The following is a 16,081-nucleotide window of genomic DNA, read 5'->3' as shown; positions in this document are numbered from 1 at the left end:
GCGAGATGCCCATCACCGAGGGCACCCCGCGCCCCGCCGCCCCCGACCAGACTCCGCCGCGCGCCCGGTTCCTGCGCGACAGCGCGATCGTGGCGTACCGCAACCTGCTCACCATCCTGCGGGTACCGACGCTGCTGGTCACCGCGACCATCCAGCCGTTGATGTTCGTGTTCCTGTTCGCCTACATCTTCGGCGCGTCCCTCGGCGGCGACCAGTACCGCGAATTCCTGCTCGCGGGCATCTTCACCCAGACCGTGGCGTTCAACGCCGCGTTCACCACCGTCGGTCTGGCCGGTGACCTGCAGAAGGGCATCATCGACCGGATGCGGACGCTGCCGATGTCGCGGCTGGCGGTGCTGATGGGACGCACCCTGTCCGACCTGGTGGTCAACGTGGCCAGCCTGGGGGTGATGGTGATCTGTGGATACATCGTCGGCTGGCGCATCCACGGCAGTGCGGCCGATGCCGCCCTCGCCTTCGCCATCATCCTGCTGTTTGCCTTCGCCATGTCCTGGGTGGGCGCGCTGACCGGGCTGATCTCACCGACCGTCGAGGTGGCGCAGAGCGCGGGCCTGATCTGGATGTTCCCCCTGTCGTTCATCTCCTCGGCGTTCATCTCCGCCGAAACCCTGCCCGGTCCGCTGCGCACCATCGCCGAATGGAATCCGATCACCGCCGTGTCGGCGGCCGGGCGCAAACTGTTCGACAACGACGCACCCCCGTCGTTCGCCCCGGCCACCGGCTGGGCGGCTGACAACTGCATCCTCTACGCGGTGATCTGCTCACTGGTCATCCTCGCGATCGCGATGCCCGCGGCGCTGCTGCAGTACCGGAAGGTCGCCAGCCACTGAGCTGAGTCGACAACGGCGAAGGCCGCCTTCCCCGTGGGGGAGGCGGCCTTCGCCGTGTCACTGGTCCTCAGCCGCGGCGGCGGGACTTGAGCAGGTCGAGGCGCTCCTTGAGCAGCTCCTCGAGTTCCTCCTTGCTGCGGCGTTCGAGCAGCATGTCCCAGTGGGTGCGCGGCGGCTTCACCTTCTTGGTCTCGACCGAGGTGCCCTCCATGAGCTGCCCCTCCTGGCCGTTGCGGCACAGCCAGGTCGGGGGGATCTCCGCGTCGTCGGCGAACGGGACGTCGAATTCCTCACCGTTGTCGGTGCGGTAGCGGGCGATCCGGCGCGGGGCCAGGTCATGGTCGCGATCGGTCTCGTAGCTCACCGCTCCGAGCCGACTGCCCCGGAGTACGCGATCTGCCATGTGTGCTCCTGTGTTTTTGGCGGCTGGCGCCGCGTGGTTGTCGGCCTGTTCCCCGCACCCTCTGGTCAGTCCAGATCGAGGCGGCCGACAACCGGTACGTGGTACTACCGTTCAACGCGCGGGAAGACTGAACTGTTCCATTGTAGTCGCTGGCGGCCGGGTGGCCGTCGGACCCACTCCGTGAGTGCCCGCTCAGCGAGACCTGAACCGCCGGATCGGCCGTCGGGCCGCTAGGGTTTCGCAGCATGTCGCGCAGTCGCCTGCTGTCCTGCTCGTGGTGCGGGCGGGAGATCGTCGATTCCGAATCGGGTCGGCGTCGCCGCTATTGCCGCCAGTCGTGCCGTCAACGTGCCTATGAACACCGCACCAGCCTCAAAGGAACCGGGATTCCGGAGGACGCCGTGGTGCTGACCGCCCAGGAGGCCGCCGATCTGGCCGACCGGTGGTTCGCGGCGCGGTGCGCGGCCGAGGACGTGGCGACGGCGGTCGCGGAGGGCGCGGATCAGGCCGAGCTGGCCCAGTTGAGTGCGACGCTCGTGCAGTTGACGAAGGAAGCCGAACGGCTGCGCTGAACCCGGTGGGCGCCATCGGGCGCCGCGTGGTGGCTAGGCCGATGTCTCGCGGGAACGCAGGTAGATCGCCGTGACACCGACGGTGACGAACCCGAGCAGCCCGAGCGCCGCCCCGCCGGTGGCCAGGTCGGGACCGGTGAGCGGCTGCCCGCGCAGGGCCTGCCAGAACACCAGCGTGAGCAGCCCGGCATACCCCATGACGGCCACGCCGACCAGGGCGGCGCGGGTGCGCTCGGTGCGCAGCCAGCGATAGCGGGCGGCGAGCGCGGTCAGCGCGACAGCGAGGACCAGCAACACCTGGATACCGTGCAGCCCCACGAAGTGCGGGATCCGCAGGTCACCCCCGGTGGTACTCCAATGGGTGATCGGCATCGCGCCGAGCCCGTCGCGGGCCGCGGCGGCGGGGGAGTCCGGCGCGACGGTGTGCCCCGCCGCCAACCCGACGACGGTGCCGTCCGCCTGGCGGACGAGCTGGGGACCGGTGAAGCCCATCAGATATCCGAGCATCATGCCGACCACCGCCAGCCACAGCCCAGCCTTCAAGGCGATCGCGGTCGGACGATCGGTGAGCTTTTGCCACGAGACGATCACCACCAGGACGAGATTCGCCAGGAACAGGCCGGGTACACCGGAGGCGAAGACCTGCTGACCGAGCTGATTGACCGGGTCGGCGGCGGTGTTGAAATGGCTGAAGGTCCCGCGTGCCGCCTGCACGGCGATGAATCCGACGTCGAGTACCCCGGTGACCGCGAAGACGGTGCCGAGCCACCAGGTGGCCCGTCGACCCCGATGCGGCAGCCGCAGTATCCAGGCCAGCGTCAGGCCGTAGACGGCGAACGCGAAACCGAACTTGGCCGGTTTGAGCCACACCGATTCACCGAGCAGCAGCCGGTCGTCGACGACCATGCCGATCATCGACACCAGGACCAGCGCGGTCATCAGCGCCGAATTGACCAACAGCGGCCCGTGCCAGGGTGCCTGCTCGTTCCTCGGCCTGGTCTGGAGCCCGAAGCGGGAAAGGGTCTGGGTGAGGTCGATCGTCGCCATGTCCCGACGGTAGAAATGCCATGCGCCACAGCACCTCCCGCTGCGGAACGGTCCGGGTACCCCTACCGTCGTACTAGGCCGACCTCACCCCTGGCTCACCCGTCTGACCACCCCTAGATCTCGGTGTGTGAGGTCTCACTCTCGAGTGCGCATCGGCCGCTGTGACGATTCCAGAGCCCGTGCCGCCGGAGCATCAGCTGTTGCCGGACATGTCATCCAGCGGAATCTGTTGGGCGACAAGAGAAAGCACGGTAGCCAACGGAATGCCCGCCGAATTCGCCGCCGGGGCGTCCGGTAGGAGCTCGGTGAGCACCGGAGCCCACTCGTGGCGTCGCGCGGGAAAGCAGCGATCGAGAAGATCGCGCATGATGTCGAGGGCGATGGAGGCGCCGGGGGAGGCGCCGAGCAAACCGGCGATGGTGCCGTCGGCCCCGGTGACGAGTTCGGTACCGAACTGGAGTTCCCCGCCGAAGCGCCCGTCGGGTTTCACCAGCTGCGCGCGTTGACCGGCCTGGATCAGCTCCCAGTCGGCGGCGTCGGCGGTGGGGTAGAACCGCTGCAGCTCGGCGAACTTGTCCCGACGCGAGGCGAACAGCTGACCGAGCAGATAGCGGCCGAGGTGCATATTTCGCACGCACGCCGAGAGGAGCGGCACCACATTGTGTGGGCGCACCGTCGTGAACAAATCGGTCAGGGACCCGCGGCGCAGCAGCCGGGTACTGAACGTGGCGTACGGGCCGAACATCAGTGCGGCCGACCCGTCGACCTCCCGCCGATCCAGATGCGGCACCGACATCGGCGGTGCGCCGAGCGCGGCCTGGCTGTACACCTTCACCGTGTGCTCGGCCACCACTTCGGGCTCGCGAGTCCGCAGGAACTGCGCGCCCATCGGCAGTACCGCGTACCCACGCACCTCGGGTAGCTGGGCCCGCTGCAACAACCGCAGCGCGTAACCGCCCGCGCCGACGAACACGAACCGGGTGCGTACCCGGAACCTCCGCCCGGAATCCAGGTCGCGCCCACGCACGGTCCACAGCCCGTCGGCGCCGCGCCGCAAGCCGGTGATTTCGCGATGCAGCCGCACCGGATTGCCCGCCTCGGTCATCGTCGCCAGCAACGCCCTGGTGAGGGCGCCGAAGTCGATATCGGTGCCGCCGGTGTGCCGGGTCGCCGCCATCGGTTCGTCGTCGGCCCGGCCACGTACCAGAAGCGGCGCCCACGCGCCGATCACCGCGCGATCCTCGGTGTACTCCATCGCGGCGAAGGCGGGCAGCTCGCGCAGGGTGGCCCAGCGACGCCGCAGGTAAGCGATATCGCGGTCGCCGAAGACCACGGTCACGTGCGGTGTCGACGTCTGGAAGGCCTCGAGGGGACTGTGCTCGGCCGACGGGTGGGCTGCGTCCGGGTCGGGGAACGCGCCGCGCGCGGCCAGTGCCGACCAGAACCGCCGGGACAGGGCGAACTGCTCGGCGATCCGCGCGGCCGTACTCGCGTCGTCCGGATCCGGCATGTAGTTGAGCTCGCACAGGCCCGAATGCCCGGTGCCCGCGTTGTTCCACGCACCGGAACTCTCACCCGCCGGTTCGCCGAGCCGCTCGAACAATGCGATCGACCAGTCCGGAGCGAGAGTGCTCAGCAGGGCGCCGAGGGTGGCCGACATGATGCCGCCGCCGATCAGTACCGCGTCGAGAATGTCTTCTCCGCAACCGGATTCGTGTGCCCTGGCATCCATGTCGAACCTCCCGATAGCCGTGTACCGCCATCGTCGGACCATCGATACTGATCCGTCCAACACGGAATCGACGGGCTTATGATCCGAATATGGATGAATACGGCGCACGCGTCGTCGCGCCCCTGCTCGCGGCCTTCGACGCCGCCGCCGAGGAGGGCAACTTCACCCGGGCGGCACACCGTCTCGAGGTGCCGCAGTCCTCGCTGAGCCGTCGGATCAAGACCTTGGAACAGCACCTCGGTGTGTCCCTGTTCCAGCCTTCGGGTCGCGGGGTGACGCTCACACCACAGGGTCGTGACCTGCACGAACGAACGCGAGGACTGCTGCGAGCACTCGACGACGCCGTGCGCCGGGTCCGGGCCGACGCCGACCCGGAGACCGGTCTCGTGCGGTTCGGATTCCCGCTCACCCTCGGGCCGATCAGCGTCCCCGCGCTGCTCGCGCAGTTCCACACCCGCGCGCCGGGCATCCGCCTACACCTGGTGCAGGCGCACGGCGAAGCGCTGGCCGAGCAGGTCCGCGACGGCAGGCTGGACCTGGCGGTGATGATCCCGCCGCCGTCCGACCTGCCGACGGTCGTGCTCGGTCGTCAGCGCGTCGACCTGCACGTGGCCAGGACCCACCCGCTGGCGGCGCGCTCACAGGTGGCGCTCGCGGAGCTCGCGGGCGAGGCGTTCATCGCCAACCCGCCGACCTACCAGCTGCGAGCTCTCCTCGACACCTGGTGTGCCGCAGCGGGTTTCGCTCCGCGAGTGCTGTTCGAGATCACCGAATTCGAGACGCTGCGCGCACTGGTCGCGCTCGGGCTCGGTGTGGCGCTGCTCCCGGTCGCCGAGACACCGCACCCCGATCTGGCCGTGGTGCGCATCGATGGCGAACGCGACCGCGAGATCGGCCTGGTCTCGGGAGACCATGGGCCGACGCTCGCGGTCGCGCGGCTTCGGGATTTCCTGATCGCCCGTCGGGCGGCGATCAGTGCGTGGTGAGGATCAGTCCTGCGGGACGCCGACGTCGATACCGCGCGCGGCGAGCCACGGGTGCGGGTCGATCGGGGCACCGTAGAGCGAGCCGTCCGGCACGTGCACTTCGTAGTGCAGGTGGGGGCCGGTGGACTGGCCACGGTTACCGACGGTGGCGATGACGTCGCCCGCGTTCACGTGCTGACCCGGCTGCACCAGGATCTCGTTGACGTGACCGAACACGCCGATGGTGCCGTCGTCCTGCTGGACGCGGACCCACAGGCCGAAGCCGGAGGCGGGACCAGTCTCGATGACGGTACCGTCGGTGACGGCGAAGACCGGTGCGCCGATCGGATCACCGAAGTCGATGCCGTTGTGCGCGGCACCCCAGCGGGGGCCGTAGTAGGAGGTCAGGCGGCCGTTGACCGGTCGAACGGTCTGCGGACGCGGCGGCGGGGGCGGGGCGATGAAGGGCAGCGGCGCGGGCAGCGGCGGCAGTGCGGCCTGGAGGGCCTCACGGTGCTCTTCCCAGGCCACCGGCGCGGCGGCGGGGGTCTCGGTCTGCACCACGGGCGCGGTGGCGGAGGTGAAGCGGGCCTGCGAGACGCCGAGGGCGTCCGCCGACGACGCCGCGACGGCGGTGGTGGTCGGGGTCTCGGGGCCGCTGAAGGCGGCGGCGGACGTTCCCACGAGTGCGGACAGGGCCACGGCACCCGCGACAACGCCTCCCAGACGACCGGCGAAGGCGTCGGAGATCCGGGCGGATAACGGGTTGGTCACGAACATGTCTCGAAGGTAGCTAATTCGTAACGGACGCGGCGAACTCTGTGGCTGCCATCACGAGCGGCTATAACCCCAGTTGATCTATAACAATTGCGACTCGAATCGGAAAATTCCAGGAAGCGACCGGCCGAAATACCGTGACCACAAGATCATTGCCGACCAGCGGTTCGCCGAGCACACTTGTTCAGTGGACGCTAACGGAGTTCGGGCAATCTCCGCGTTATCCGACGCCACCCGGCGCGCGATCTTCGAGTCGCTACCGCAGGGCCCGCGCTCGGTCGCCGAGCTGGCCGAGGCCACCGGCATCACCAGTTCGGCCGCGTCCCAGCACCTGCGCATCCTGCGCGAGGCGCACCTGGTGAGCATGCGTCGTGACGGCAACCGCCACCTGTACTCCCTCGATCCGCGCGGGCTCAACGACGCCCGCGACTACCTCGAGCAGTTCTGGCCGAGTGCGCTCGCCGCGCATGCCGCCGCGCTCCGCGCCGCCGGTGGACCCACCGCCGCCGTACCGCCCGCTCAGCCCACCCGGCGATAACGCGAGCGACTCGACTCCGCCCAGTCCTGCTTGTCGAGTTGCGCGTCCACCGCGGCGATAACCTCGGGTATCCCGATCCGCAACAGCCCGGGGTCGGGGGTGCGGGCGTCGGGGTCGCCGACCTGCCCGGCCCACAGCACCGCGTGCCTGCCCAGGAGATGCGCGGGCGGGCCACCGCGCCGCGGAGGGGTCGGCCCGAACAGCAACACGGTGCGAGTGCCGAAGGCGGTGGCCAGGTGCGCGACGCCGGTATCACCGCTGATCACGAGCGAGGCCCCGGCCACGGTTGCCGCGAGATCGGTGAGGTTCTGCCTGCCCGCGAGCACCCGGTCGTCGGGCAGCCCCGCCTGCGCGGCGACCTGGACGGCGATGTCACGTTCGAACGGGTCACCGGTGAGCACCACGTCGCGACCGAGGACCATCAGGTGCCGCACCACGGCGGCGAACCGGTCCGGCGGCCAACGGCGCGCGGGCGCCCCGGCGCCGACGTGCACCACCACACAGTCGCGACGGCTGATGGAGGCCACAGGCGGGACCAGGCCGAGGTTGCGCCGATCGGCGGCGATGCCCTCGCTCTCGAGCAACTGACACCACCGATCCGCGACGTGGGCCTCGGGGTCCCAGCGCGGCCCGGTGAGCCGGGGCAGGCCCGGGGTCCGGTGACCGATGATCCGCTTGGCGCCGGTATCGGCCAGCGCCCGCGCGCTCGCGCCGTCCGGGCCGTGCAGATTGACCGCCAGCTCGGGCGCGGGACCGTCCCAGATCAGGGCCGCCGGATCGGCGGTGGCGACGAGTTCGTCGACCGAGGAGATCAGGTCGACGATCTGTTCGAGGCGATGGGGCGCGGCCAGCACGATGCGGCTGCCTGGTTCGGCCCGGCGCAGGGCACGCAGAGCCGGGACCGCGGCGAGCAGATCACCGAGTCCACGAGCTTGCAGCACGAGTACAACCGACACTCCCATCACCTACCCGGGAGCGGAACGCGCCAAACGTTCGCCGGGGCAATGAGGTGTCGCGCGTCACCGCGCGTCGCGACGCGCCCGCTCGGGGGCGGGGTGTGCGCCGCGACACGATCACAGCTTCAGCAACTTTCCAGGTAATGAGAGCTGACGGGCATAACATCTCGTCATGACGACAAATACCGTGTTGGAGAACCCTTTTACCGCGCTTGCCAAGAAAACCTGGCAAACAATTCTGGTCACCGGTCTTCTCGCGGTGGTCCTCGGCATCATCGTGCTCGTGTGGCCCGGTCCGTCATTGCTCGTCGCCGGTGTCCTCTTCGGTATCTATATGGTCGCCAGCGGTATTTTCCAGCTGGTCGCCGCGTTCACGCATCTACCGAGTACGAGCCTGCGGGTGCTCTCGTTCATCAGCGGTGTGCTGTCGCTGATCATCGGTGTGTTCTGCTTCCGCGACGACCTCACCTCGATCGTGCTGCTCGCCTTGTGGATCGGCATCAGCTGGTTGTTCCGCGGCATCACCGTGCTGTTCGTGGCGATCTCGGAACCGAGCATTCCCGGCCGCGGCTGGCAGATCTTCTACGGCGTGCTGAGCGCGATCGCCGGTGTGATCCTGATCGTCTGGCCGATCAGCTCGCTCGCCACGCTGGTTCTCGTCGTCGGCATCTTCCTGATCGTCATCGGCATCATGGAGATCATCACCGCGTTCGGGATGCGCAAGGACGCGCACCTGCTCGACCAGTCCGTCCGGTAACCACATGGGTCCACGATGGCCGGTGCCGCGGGGTACCGGCCATCGTCGTGTGAACTACGCTCGGTAGTCATGGAATTCGTTTACGACCTGGCGGTCGTCACCCATCTGCTCGGGATGGCGGCCGTCGTCGGTGGCTATGTCGCCGCGCGCCCGGTGGTCTCGGAACTGATGGTGTGGGGCGCGCGGGCCCAGCTGATCACCGGCCTGATCCTCGCGGGTCTCGCCTCGGGTCTCGATTCGCTCGGCAAGGAACCCGACACGACGAAACTGGCCGTGAAACTCGTCATCGCGATCGCGGTGGCCGGATTCGCCGAAGTCGGTCGCGCCGATGCCAAGCGCGGCAAGAAGGTCGACTGGATGACCGATGCCGCGGGTGGTCTCGCCATCGTGAACGTGCTGGTCGCCGTGCTCTGGAACTGACGGCTAGGAGAGCTGCTCGGCCATCGACCGCGCCCGCCGCGTCAACTCCACTGTCGCGGCCCGCAACTGACCGATCTCGGTGAGCGGTTCGGCATAGCCGACGCGGGTGCGCGCCACCCCGCGCGGGGTCTCGACCCGTAGTTCGAGACCGTAGCGGTCGGCTCGTTCGCAGGTGGCGGCCGTGGCGTCGGGGAAGCCGCCGAGCTGGGTGGCCATGGCGAGCAGGGCGTCGGCATGATCGGCATTGAGGTGGGCGATGCCAGGCGCCGCCTGCGGCATGATCGGGTCCGGGCGTGCGGCGAGGTACTGCGCGGCGGTCGCGGAATCCATCCGCCCGTAACCACCGACCCAGCGCACCCGTTCGACCCGGAGCACCCACAGCGTGAAGTCGCTGTAATCGATGTAGTACTTCGCGGCGGGTACCGCCGCCAGGTGCGCGGCGCGGGCCGCCTCGGCCTCGGCGCCGCTCGGGCGCTCCACCACACCGGCCAGGGTGATCCGTGTGCCCGCGAGCGGATCGGCGGGCATGTCCGGCGTCACGATCGCGATGCTGGCGCGCGGATCGGTGGCCAGGTTGCGTCCGTGCTCGGCCAGCCGCGACACACTCAGTACGGGAGCGCCGTCGAGCAGTCCGTAGGTGATGAACGACGCCCACGGCGCGCCGTCGGCGGTGAGGCTGGCCAGGGTGCCCGTATTGGACGCGGCCGCAATGGTTCTGGCCTCCTCGGCGGCGGACGGTCGCGCGTCGTTGGCCAGGGGAGCGGTGGGCAGCGGAATGGCCGGTGCGTCGCCGGGATCGCCGTGGTCGAGAGTCATGACCCCAGCGTATCGAGCTGAACCGGATGGTGGGGCGTCCCGGACAACCATCCGTGCAGTGCGGTGTAGACGGCGTCGTGATTGAGCAGGCTGAAATGGTTGGCGCCCGGTACGTGCAGCCCGTTGCCGCTGTCGAAACCGATGCGCCTACCGCGGCCGACTCCGGAACCGCTGCCGCGCAACACCATGCCGTCGCCGATCACCGTCCCGAGCGGATGTCTCGGGCTGTGGGTGATCGACGCGGTGACGAAATAGTGGTCGGCACCGGGCAGCAGCGGTACCTCGCGGACCGCCTCGGCGCGCAGTGCGTCGACGTCGCGATCGCGCCAGTCCTCGTCGACCAGCGAGCCCTGGCGCAGATCGCGGATACCCGCGCTGCGCCTGCGCAGCAGCGTGCTCAGCGGGCGGGTCTCGGGTAGGCGGTCGAGCACCGCGGCGGCGTAGTGCACGAACTGTTCGAGCGGGGCGCCGAGATGCGGTGAACCGAGGCACACCACCTGGCGTACCGATCGTGCCCAGGGCTCGTCGGTCTGGTCGGCCAGATGGCAGGCGCCGCGTGCGACCAGCCCACCCATGGAGTGTCCGATCAGGCAGATCTCGTGGACCGGAAGCGGCCACTGCGCCACCAGCCGGGCGAGCAGGGCGGTGAGCTGTGCGGCGTTCTCGGAGATGTGCAGACCGGTGTTGTAGCGCACGAACACCGGGGTGTAGCCGAGATCGTCGTCGAGGCGTTCGCCGTAGGTCGGCCTGCCGCCCAGGCGCCAAGCGTGCTCGGTCTCGACCAATCCGTGCAGCAGGACGACCAACCGTGTCGTCGGCACCGGGACGTGGGCGGCGAGTTGTTCGGGCGGGACCGGGGTGCCGTCCACACGAATGGTCATGGGGGAGGCCAGAATCGGTGCGTCGTCCTCGAGGGCGTCGCCGATCAGTCCTTGGACGGCGGCGAGGAACCCGGCGCCCCAGACGGTGCGCGAGGGCGCGGGCAGGCCGGGCACCTGCACCGCGCCTGCCACCTCCCCGACCACGTACCCGGTACCGCCGACGACCGCGTACACGCTGTCGGTGATCGCGTCGTGCACGACCTTCACCGGGTCCGCCGCCGCCCCGACACCCGCGCGGACGGCGGTGAACACCCGATCGCTGATGGCGCGGTGGATGGCCGCGATCCCGTCGACCGCGCCGACGAACTCGTCACCGGCCAGGCGGGCGAGCGCCTGGACTTCGGCCTGGGACTGGGGGAGTTGCTCGGTCACACTTTTGAGAGTACAACTGTGCACTGAAACGCGGCGGGTTCGGGCATCCTTCGGGACATCTGACCGGACTGGCCGGTCGGATTCCGTGCCGCAGCACAAGGCATTAGACCAGCGCGATATGCGCATCCAACTATGTTGGTGCCAGCGGCCGGAAAGAAAGAAAGAGCAAGGACGGCGGGGCGAGGGGTTCCGCCGTCCTTGCGCGATCAGCCCTGCTGGGTGATCGCGTACCAGAGCGCGCCCATCGTGCCGAGTACGAACAGCGGCGAGATGATCCAGGTCTCCACCCGGTTGCCGGTGCGATCGATCAGTGGCACCCGGGTGCGCAGCGGGAACGGCCAGAACAGTCGGCAGCCGCGCTCGGTGAGGCAGTCGCCGAGCAGATGTGCCAGGCAGCCGAGACCGACACAGATCGGTAGCCAGGCGGGTCGGTCGACGATCCAGTGGTCCACCGCGAAGGTGCCCGCGCTGGCCAGCACGATCACCGTGCCGTAGGTACGCACGCTCTTGCCGGGCGGGCACAGGTGCAGCGACCGCACCGCCAGTGCGAGCAGGAAGAACACCAGGCTCAAGGTGAACGGTCTGCCGAGCCAGTGCTCCCCGGCCCAGGTGGCGCCAACCGCGCCCGCGACGAACAGCAGCGAATGCGTACCGTGCCGGTGCCCGCCCGACGCCCAGGAGATGAAGCGGCACAGGTGATGCGACACCGGGCCGAGTACGTGCGAGATCGTCCCGCTCGGGTGATCCGCGTCGGGCAGCAGGGCCGCGCCCGCGGTGAGGAAGGTGCCCATGATCAACTCGGCGACGCCGAATCGTGTTGTGTCGCTGTCGAACAGGGGGAATGCGGCGACGGTGAGCGGCAGCGCCGCGGCGGTGCCCGCCCAGGCCAGCGCCCCACTGGTCGCGTGTGAATGTCCTAGCACCCCGCAACGTTAGAGGACGTAAGGACCACCTCGCATTCGCCCGGCGACGAACCGGTCACGCCGACAGGCGATCTGACATTTCCGGCATTTCGCGCAATACTGTCCGCCGACACCGGTATCGAATTCCGGTCCTGAGTACGGGGGAAGAATGCTCCACCGCCGCTTGTTCGCCGTGATCGCCATCGCTACCGCGCTCGCCACGAGCGCCTGCCTGGACGACACGAAGTCCGCACCGACCGGCAAGGGGTCCACCTCGACCTCGAGCACCGTCGCCGCACCCCTGCAGAACCGCCGCGCCGACAACGGCGCCGTCGTCCAGCAGAACGGCCTCAACGGTTCGGGCGAGTTGAAGATCGTCAACGGCAACTCCTCCGACTGCGCGATCGTCGTCACCAGCGGCGACCCGAAGTCACCGCAGGCCACGATCTACGTGCAGGGCAACTCCGAGGCCACGCTGAGCGGCATCGCCGGGTCCTACTTCGTGTACATGAAGTACGGAACCGACTGGGACCAGGCCGCACTCGGCTTCACCCGGGACCAGGAGTTCTCGAAGTTCGACGACGTGTTCGACGCCGACACCGAGTGGGAGATCACCCTGCAGCCCTCGATCGGTGGCAACGCCTCGACGAGCGACGTCCCCTCGTTCTGATCGAGCCCATCGCACAGCGCGCGTGATTGTGAACTGTGCCATGGTGTGCCCGGGGGACGGGCGCTTCGGCTACCCTGCCGGGAGTCCGTTCCCCGAACGAAGGTGATCCATAGTGACTTCCGTGGCCGAAGCGCCCGATATCGCGTCGAAGGTAGGGCACTACTACCGGGTCGACGACGTCTACGCGGTAGGCCGCGAGAAGGTGCGTGAATACGCCCGTGCGGTGCAGGATTTCCACCCCGCGCACTGGGAGGACGAGGCGGCCGCCGCGCTCGGCTACGACGGTCTGGTCGCCCCGCTGACCTTCGTCTCCATTCCGGCGATGGCGGCCAACCGGCACCTGTTCGAATCGGTGGTCGTCGGCTACGACATGTTCGTGCAGACCGAGCAGGTCTTCGAGCAGCACAAGCCGATCGTCGCCGGTGACCGCCTGACCGTCGACGTGGAACTGTCGTCGGTGCGGCGGATCGCGGGCAAGGACCTCATCACCGTCACGAACACCTTCGCCGACGAGTCCGGCGAGACGGTCCACATCATGCACACCACCGTCGTCGGCATCACCGGCGACGACGGGGTCGACCCGGCGATCACCCGGGCCGTGGAGGACGTGATGGTCCACGGGGTGAAGGTGTTCAGCCAGGACAAGGACGCCGTGGCCGTCGACGCGGAGACCCCGCGCCGCCCCGAGGGCGACATCCACCTGTCCGCCGCCGGTGCCGCCCGGGTGCCCGGCACCACGCTCGCCTTCGAGGACCTGAGTGTCGGCGACGAACTGCCGCTGCGCGACGCGCGCCTGTCGCGTGGCGATCTGGTCAACTACGCCGGTGTGTCCGGTGACAGCAACCCGATCCACTGGGACGAGCGGATCGCCCAGCTGGCGGGTCTGCCCGACATCATCGCCCACGGCATGGTGACCATGGGCCTCGGTGCCGGTTTCCTGTCCGCGTGGTCGGGCGATCCGGGCGCGGTGACCCGCTACGGCGTCCGGTTGTCGAACTACACGATCGTGGGACGCGAGGGCGGCCAGGTCGAGTACACGGGTCGGGTGAAGTCTCTCGATCCCGTCACGCGCACGGCGGTGATCGCGGTGGTCGCGAAGTCGGCGGGTCGCAAGATCTTCGGACTCGCCACCGCCGACCTGCGCTTCCGCTGACCGCCGCGCCGCGGTGACCTCACCGCGGCGCCACGGCGGCCTCGGATCCCGTCGCACTGCCCACGTTCTCGACCGGGCCGACCCGAACCCAGGTGTTGTTCACCGCCGACGCGCCCGACAGCGGGTCGGTGCGGGCCGGGTCGTGCAGCAGGTTGACATTGGCGCCCGGCAGCGCGGCGGCCACCTGCCAGCCGACGCCGGGTTCGCGGTGACCGTATCCGTGCGGCACGGCCACCACCCCCGCGCGGATGTCCGTGCTCACCTCCACCGGGACCTCGATGGCGCCGATCGGGGACTCGACCCGGGCCCGGTCGCCGTCGGCCAGGCCACGGGCGCTGGCGTCGGCGGGATGCATCAGCACTGTGCAGCGGTCGCGGCCCTTGACCATCGGCTCGATGTTGTGCAGCCAGGAATTGTTGCTGCGCAGGTGCCGTCGGCCGATCAATTGCAGGTCGTACTCGGCGGTGGGGGATTCCGTGCCGTCGAGGACCGTGCGGACCGCGGCGAGGAAATCCTCGGGCGCCAGGTGCACCGCACGGTCGGGGGTGCCGATCAGTTCGGGCAGCCGCGGGCGCAGCGGCCCGAGGTCGACACCGCTCGGGGTGTCTCGAATCTTGCCGAGCGTCAACCCTTTTCGGCCGCGCCGCAGGACACCGTACGGTCCCGCGGCCACTGCGGCGGCGGTGAGCCGCAGCGGGCTTAGCTGCTCGAAGATCGTGTTGAGCACCCGGCCGGTGAGTCGGCGGGCGGGCAGCGGGGTCACCTCGGTGACGAGGCGGGCCAGGATCTGCCAGTCGTCGAGGCCGTCGGCGGGCGGATCGAACACCTTCGCGTCGTAGCGGGCGTTGTTGCGCACACTGAACATCGGGAAGAGCAGGTTGAGCTCCTCGCGTTCCAGTGCCGAGACCGGCGGCAGGATGAAGTCGGCGTGCCGGGTGGTCTCGGTGACATACATGTCGACGGCGACGAAGAAGTCGAGGGAGGCGAGGGCTTCGTCGAGTCTGCCTCCCTGCGGGGTCGAGAGCACCGGGTTGCCCGCGTAGGTGATCATCGCCCGGATCCGGTCGTCGCCCGGCTCGAGGATGTCGTTCGCCAGTGCGGCGACGGGCAATTCGCTGCGGAAGGAGCGATGGGCGCCGGTGCGGTCGGTCCACGCGCCGTGGCCCATGCGCAGGTATTTGGCGTACCGCGCGCCGTCGACCACCGGAGTGCCGAACATCTGTCCGCCCGGGCGGTCCAGGTTGCCGGTGACGGCGTTGATCGTGTTCACCAGCCAATGGGTGAGGGTGCCGGTGACCTGCTGACACACGCCGATGCGCGCGTAGAGCACCGCTGAGGGCGCGGACGCGTGGTCACGGGCGAGGCTGCGGATGATGTCGGCGGTGACCCCGGCGGGTCCGGCCATCCGCTCCGGGGTGGTGTCGGCGACCAGGGCGCCCAACTCCTCGAGTCCGACGCACTGCGCACGTACCAGGCGTTCGTCGAGCAGTCCCTCGGTGAGCAGGACGTGCAGCATGCCGAGCAGCAGGTATACGTCCCCGCCGGGCCGCACCGCGACGTGTTCGTCGGCCAGGCGGGCGGTTTCGGTGCGGCGCGGGTCGATCACGACCACCGTGCCGCCACGCTTGCGCACGTCCTTGATGCGCTGCTTGGCGCCGGGCATGGTGGTGACCGAGCCGTTCGACACCGCCGGGTTGGCCCCGAGGACCACGAGTCGGTGGGTGCGATCGATGTCGGCGATCGGCATCAGCACATTCGATCCGAACATCCGCCAGGCGGTGAACTCCTGTGGGAACTGGTCGATCGAGGACGCGGTGAAGAAGTTGCGGGTGAGCAGCGCCACCCGCAACAGCCCGCCGTAGAGCACCGATGCGCTGTGCGCGGCCGGGTTTCCCATGTACATGGCGACCGCGCTCGGCCCGTGCGCCGCGCGCACGGCCCGCAGCCTGGTGCCGATCTCACGGAACGCCTCGTCCCAGCTCACCGGCACGAACCCGGCCGAGGTGCGCCGCATCGGGGTGCGCAGCCGGTCGGGGTCGTGGTGCAGGCCGCCCATGGCGGTCGCCTTCGGGCAGATGTAGCCCTTGGACAGGACGTCGTCGGGGTTTCCCTCGATTCTGGTGACGCGATCCCCGCTGACTGTCACCAGGATTCCGCAATGTGCCTCACAGAGAGTGCATTGGCGCGCGATCGTCTTGCTGTCCACAGCTTCCCACCTTCCCCGAACTGCCTTGCTTTCACGCTAGCCGGTTCGGGACTTCCGCAGATC

The 16,081-nt window shown here is 69.1% G+C and carries 17 protein-coding genes; 8 read left to right on the top strand and 9 right to left on the bottom strand.

The genetic code is table 11. The features are described 5' to 3' along the window. The first annotated feature begins 5 nt into the window (after window positions 1–5). Window positions 6–851, top strand: coding sequence for an ABC transporter permease (locus NC7_RS24245; protein WP_373861270.1), 846 nt, complete (start codon window positions 6–8; stop codon window positions 849–851). A 67-nt stretch (window positions 852–918) separates the two neighbouring features. Here the strand turns inward: NC7_RS24245 and NC7_RS24240 are convergent, their stop codons facing one another. After that, window positions 919–1,254, bottom strand: a complete 336-nt coding sequence (locus NC7_RS24240) for an RNA polymerase-binding protein RbpA (protein WP_067492212.1) — start codon at window positions 1,252–1,254, stop codon at window positions 919–921. A 245-nt stretch (window positions 1,255–1,499) separates the two neighbouring features. Between NC7_RS24240 and NC7_RS24235 the strand changes: the two genes are divergently transcribed. Further along, a complete protein-coding gene (locus NC7_RS24235) occupies window positions 1,500–1,826 on the top strand; it encodes a hypothetical protein (RefSeq protein WP_067492213.1) in 327 nt (108 codons plus the stop codon). 33 nt (window positions 1,827–1,859) lie between these two features. Here the strand turns inward: NC7_RS24235 and NC7_RS24230 are convergent, their stop codons facing one another. Beyond that, a complete protein-coding gene (locus NC7_RS24230; protein WP_067986972.1) occupies window positions 1,860–2,873 on the bottom strand; it encodes a hypothetical protein in 1,014 nt (337 codons plus the stop codon). A 193-nt stretch (window positions 2,874–3,066) separates the two neighbouring features. Further along, window positions 3,067–4,605 carry a malate dehydrogenase (quinone) gene (gene mqo / locus NC7_RS24225; protein WP_084458758.1) on the bottom strand — a complete coding sequence of 513 codons (1,539 nt, stop codon included), beginning with the start codon at window positions 4,603–4,605 and terminating at the stop codon, window positions 3,067–3,069. A gap of 89 nt (window positions 4,606–4,694) precedes the next feature. Between mqo and NC7_RS24220 the strand changes: the two genes are divergently transcribed. Further along, window positions 4,695–5,591 (top strand): LysR family transcriptional regulator, encoded by an 897-nt coding sequence (locus tag NC7_RS24220; protein ID WP_067986971.1) that lies wholly within the window; start codon window positions 4,695–4,697, stop codon window positions 5,589–5,591. A gap of 3 nt (window positions 5,592–5,594) precedes the next feature. On the opposite strand, the gene NC7_RS24215 is transcribed toward NC7_RS24220, so the two are convergent. Next, on the bottom strand, window positions 5,595–6,350 hold the full coding sequence (locus NC7_RS24215; RefSeq protein ID WP_084458757.1) for a M23 family metallopeptidase: 756 nt from the start codon (window positions 6,348–6,350) through the stop codon (window positions 5,595–5,597). 184 nt (window positions 6,351–6,534) lie between these two features. Here NC7_RS24215 and NC7_RS24210 point away from each other — a divergent pair, with 184 nt between their 5' ends. Continuing rightward, window positions 6,535–6,885 carry an ArsR/SmtB family transcription factor gene (locus tag NC7_RS24210; protein ID WP_067986969.1) on the top strand — a complete coding sequence of 117 codons (351 nt, stop codon included), beginning with the start codon at window positions 6,535–6,537 and terminating at the stop codon, window positions 6,883–6,885. On the opposite strand, the gene NC7_RS24205 is transcribed toward NC7_RS24210, so the two are convergent. Further along, window positions 6,867–7,847, bottom strand: coding sequence for a glycosyltransferase family 9 protein (locus tag NC7_RS24205; protein WP_067986967.1), 981 nt, complete (start codon window positions 7,845–7,847; stop codon window positions 6,867–6,869). The genes NC7_RS24210 and NC7_RS24205 overlap by 19 nt on opposite strands. 166 nt (window positions 7,848–8,013) lie before the next feature. On the opposite strand from NC7_RS24205, the gene NC7_RS24200 reads away from it, so the two are divergent. Together NC7_RS24200 and NC7_RS24195 are read left to right on the top strand one after the other, a co-directional pair. Continuing rightward, a complete protein-coding gene (locus NC7_RS24200; protein ID WP_067986965.1) occupies window positions 8,014–8,598 on the top strand; it encodes an HdeD family acid-resistance protein in 585 nt (194 codons plus the stop codon). Between the two features lie 69 nt (window positions 8,599–8,667). Further along, window positions 8,668–9,018: a hypothetical protein gene (locus tag NC7_RS24195; RefSeq protein ID WP_067986962.1), complete on the top strand. Its 351-nt coding sequence runs from the start codon at window positions 8,668–8,670 to the stop codon at window positions 9,016–9,018. A 3-nt stretch (window positions 9,019–9,021) separates the two neighbouring features. Here the strand turns inward: NC7_RS24195 and NC7_RS24190 are convergent, their stop codons facing one another. The 3 genes from NC7_RS24190 to NC7_RS24180 all read right to left on the bottom strand — a co-directional run bounded on the left by NC7_RS24190 (window position 9,022) and on the right by NC7_RS24180 (window position 12,010). Continuing rightward, window positions 9,022–9,834, bottom strand: a complete 813-nt coding sequence (locus NC7_RS24190) for a HugZ family pyridoxamine 5'-phosphate oxidase (protein ID WP_067986960.1) — start codon at window positions 9,832–9,834, stop codon at window positions 9,022–9,024. Next, on the bottom strand, window positions 9,831–11,087 hold the full coding sequence (locus NC7_RS24185) for a lipase family alpha/beta hydrolase (protein ID WP_067986958.1): 1,257 nt from the start codon (window positions 11,085–11,087) through the stop codon (window positions 9,831–9,833). The genes NC7_RS24190 and NC7_RS24185 overlap by 4 nt, the downstream gene beginning before the upstream one ends. 206 nt (window positions 11,088–11,293) lie before the next feature. After that, window positions 11,294–12,010 (bottom strand): metal-dependent hydrolase, encoded by a 717-nt coding sequence (locus tag NC7_RS24180; protein ID WP_067986955.1) that lies wholly within the window; start codon window positions 12,008–12,010, stop codon window positions 11,294–11,296. A 148-nt stretch (window positions 12,011–12,158) separates the two neighbouring features. Here NC7_RS24180 and NC7_RS24175 point away from each other — a divergent pair, with 148 nt between their 5' ends. Then, window positions 12,159–12,659, top strand: coding sequence for a hypothetical protein (locus NC7_RS24175; protein ID WP_067986953.1), 501 nt, complete (start codon window positions 12,159–12,161; stop codon window positions 12,657–12,659). 112 nt (window positions 12,660–12,771) lie between these two features. Beyond that, window positions 12,772–13,812: a fused (3R)-hydroxyacyl-ACP dehydratase subunits HadA/HadB gene (locus NC7_RS24170; protein ID WP_067986951.1), complete on the top strand. Its 1,041-nt coding sequence runs from the start codon at window positions 12,772–12,774 to the stop codon at window positions 13,810–13,812. A 19-nt stretch (window positions 13,813–13,831) separates the two neighbouring features. On the opposite strand, the gene NC7_RS24165 is transcribed toward NC7_RS24170, so the two are convergent. Further along, entirely contained in the window at window positions 13,832–16,018 is a 2,187-nt protein-coding gene (locus NC7_RS24165; protein WP_067986950.1) for a molybdopterin-dependent oxidoreductase, read from the bottom strand. Window positions 16,019–16,081 lie beyond the last annotated feature (63 nt).

The organism is Nocardia caishijiensis NBRC 108228 (assembly GCF_001612825.1).
GTDB classification, from domain to species: Bacteria; Actinomycetota; Actinomycetes; order Mycobacteriales; family Mycobacteriaceae; genus Nocardia; species Nocardia caishijiensis.
The sequence above is the reverse complement of the archived record's forward strand: the minus strand, read 5'-3'. Positions and strand labels throughout refer to the sequence as shown.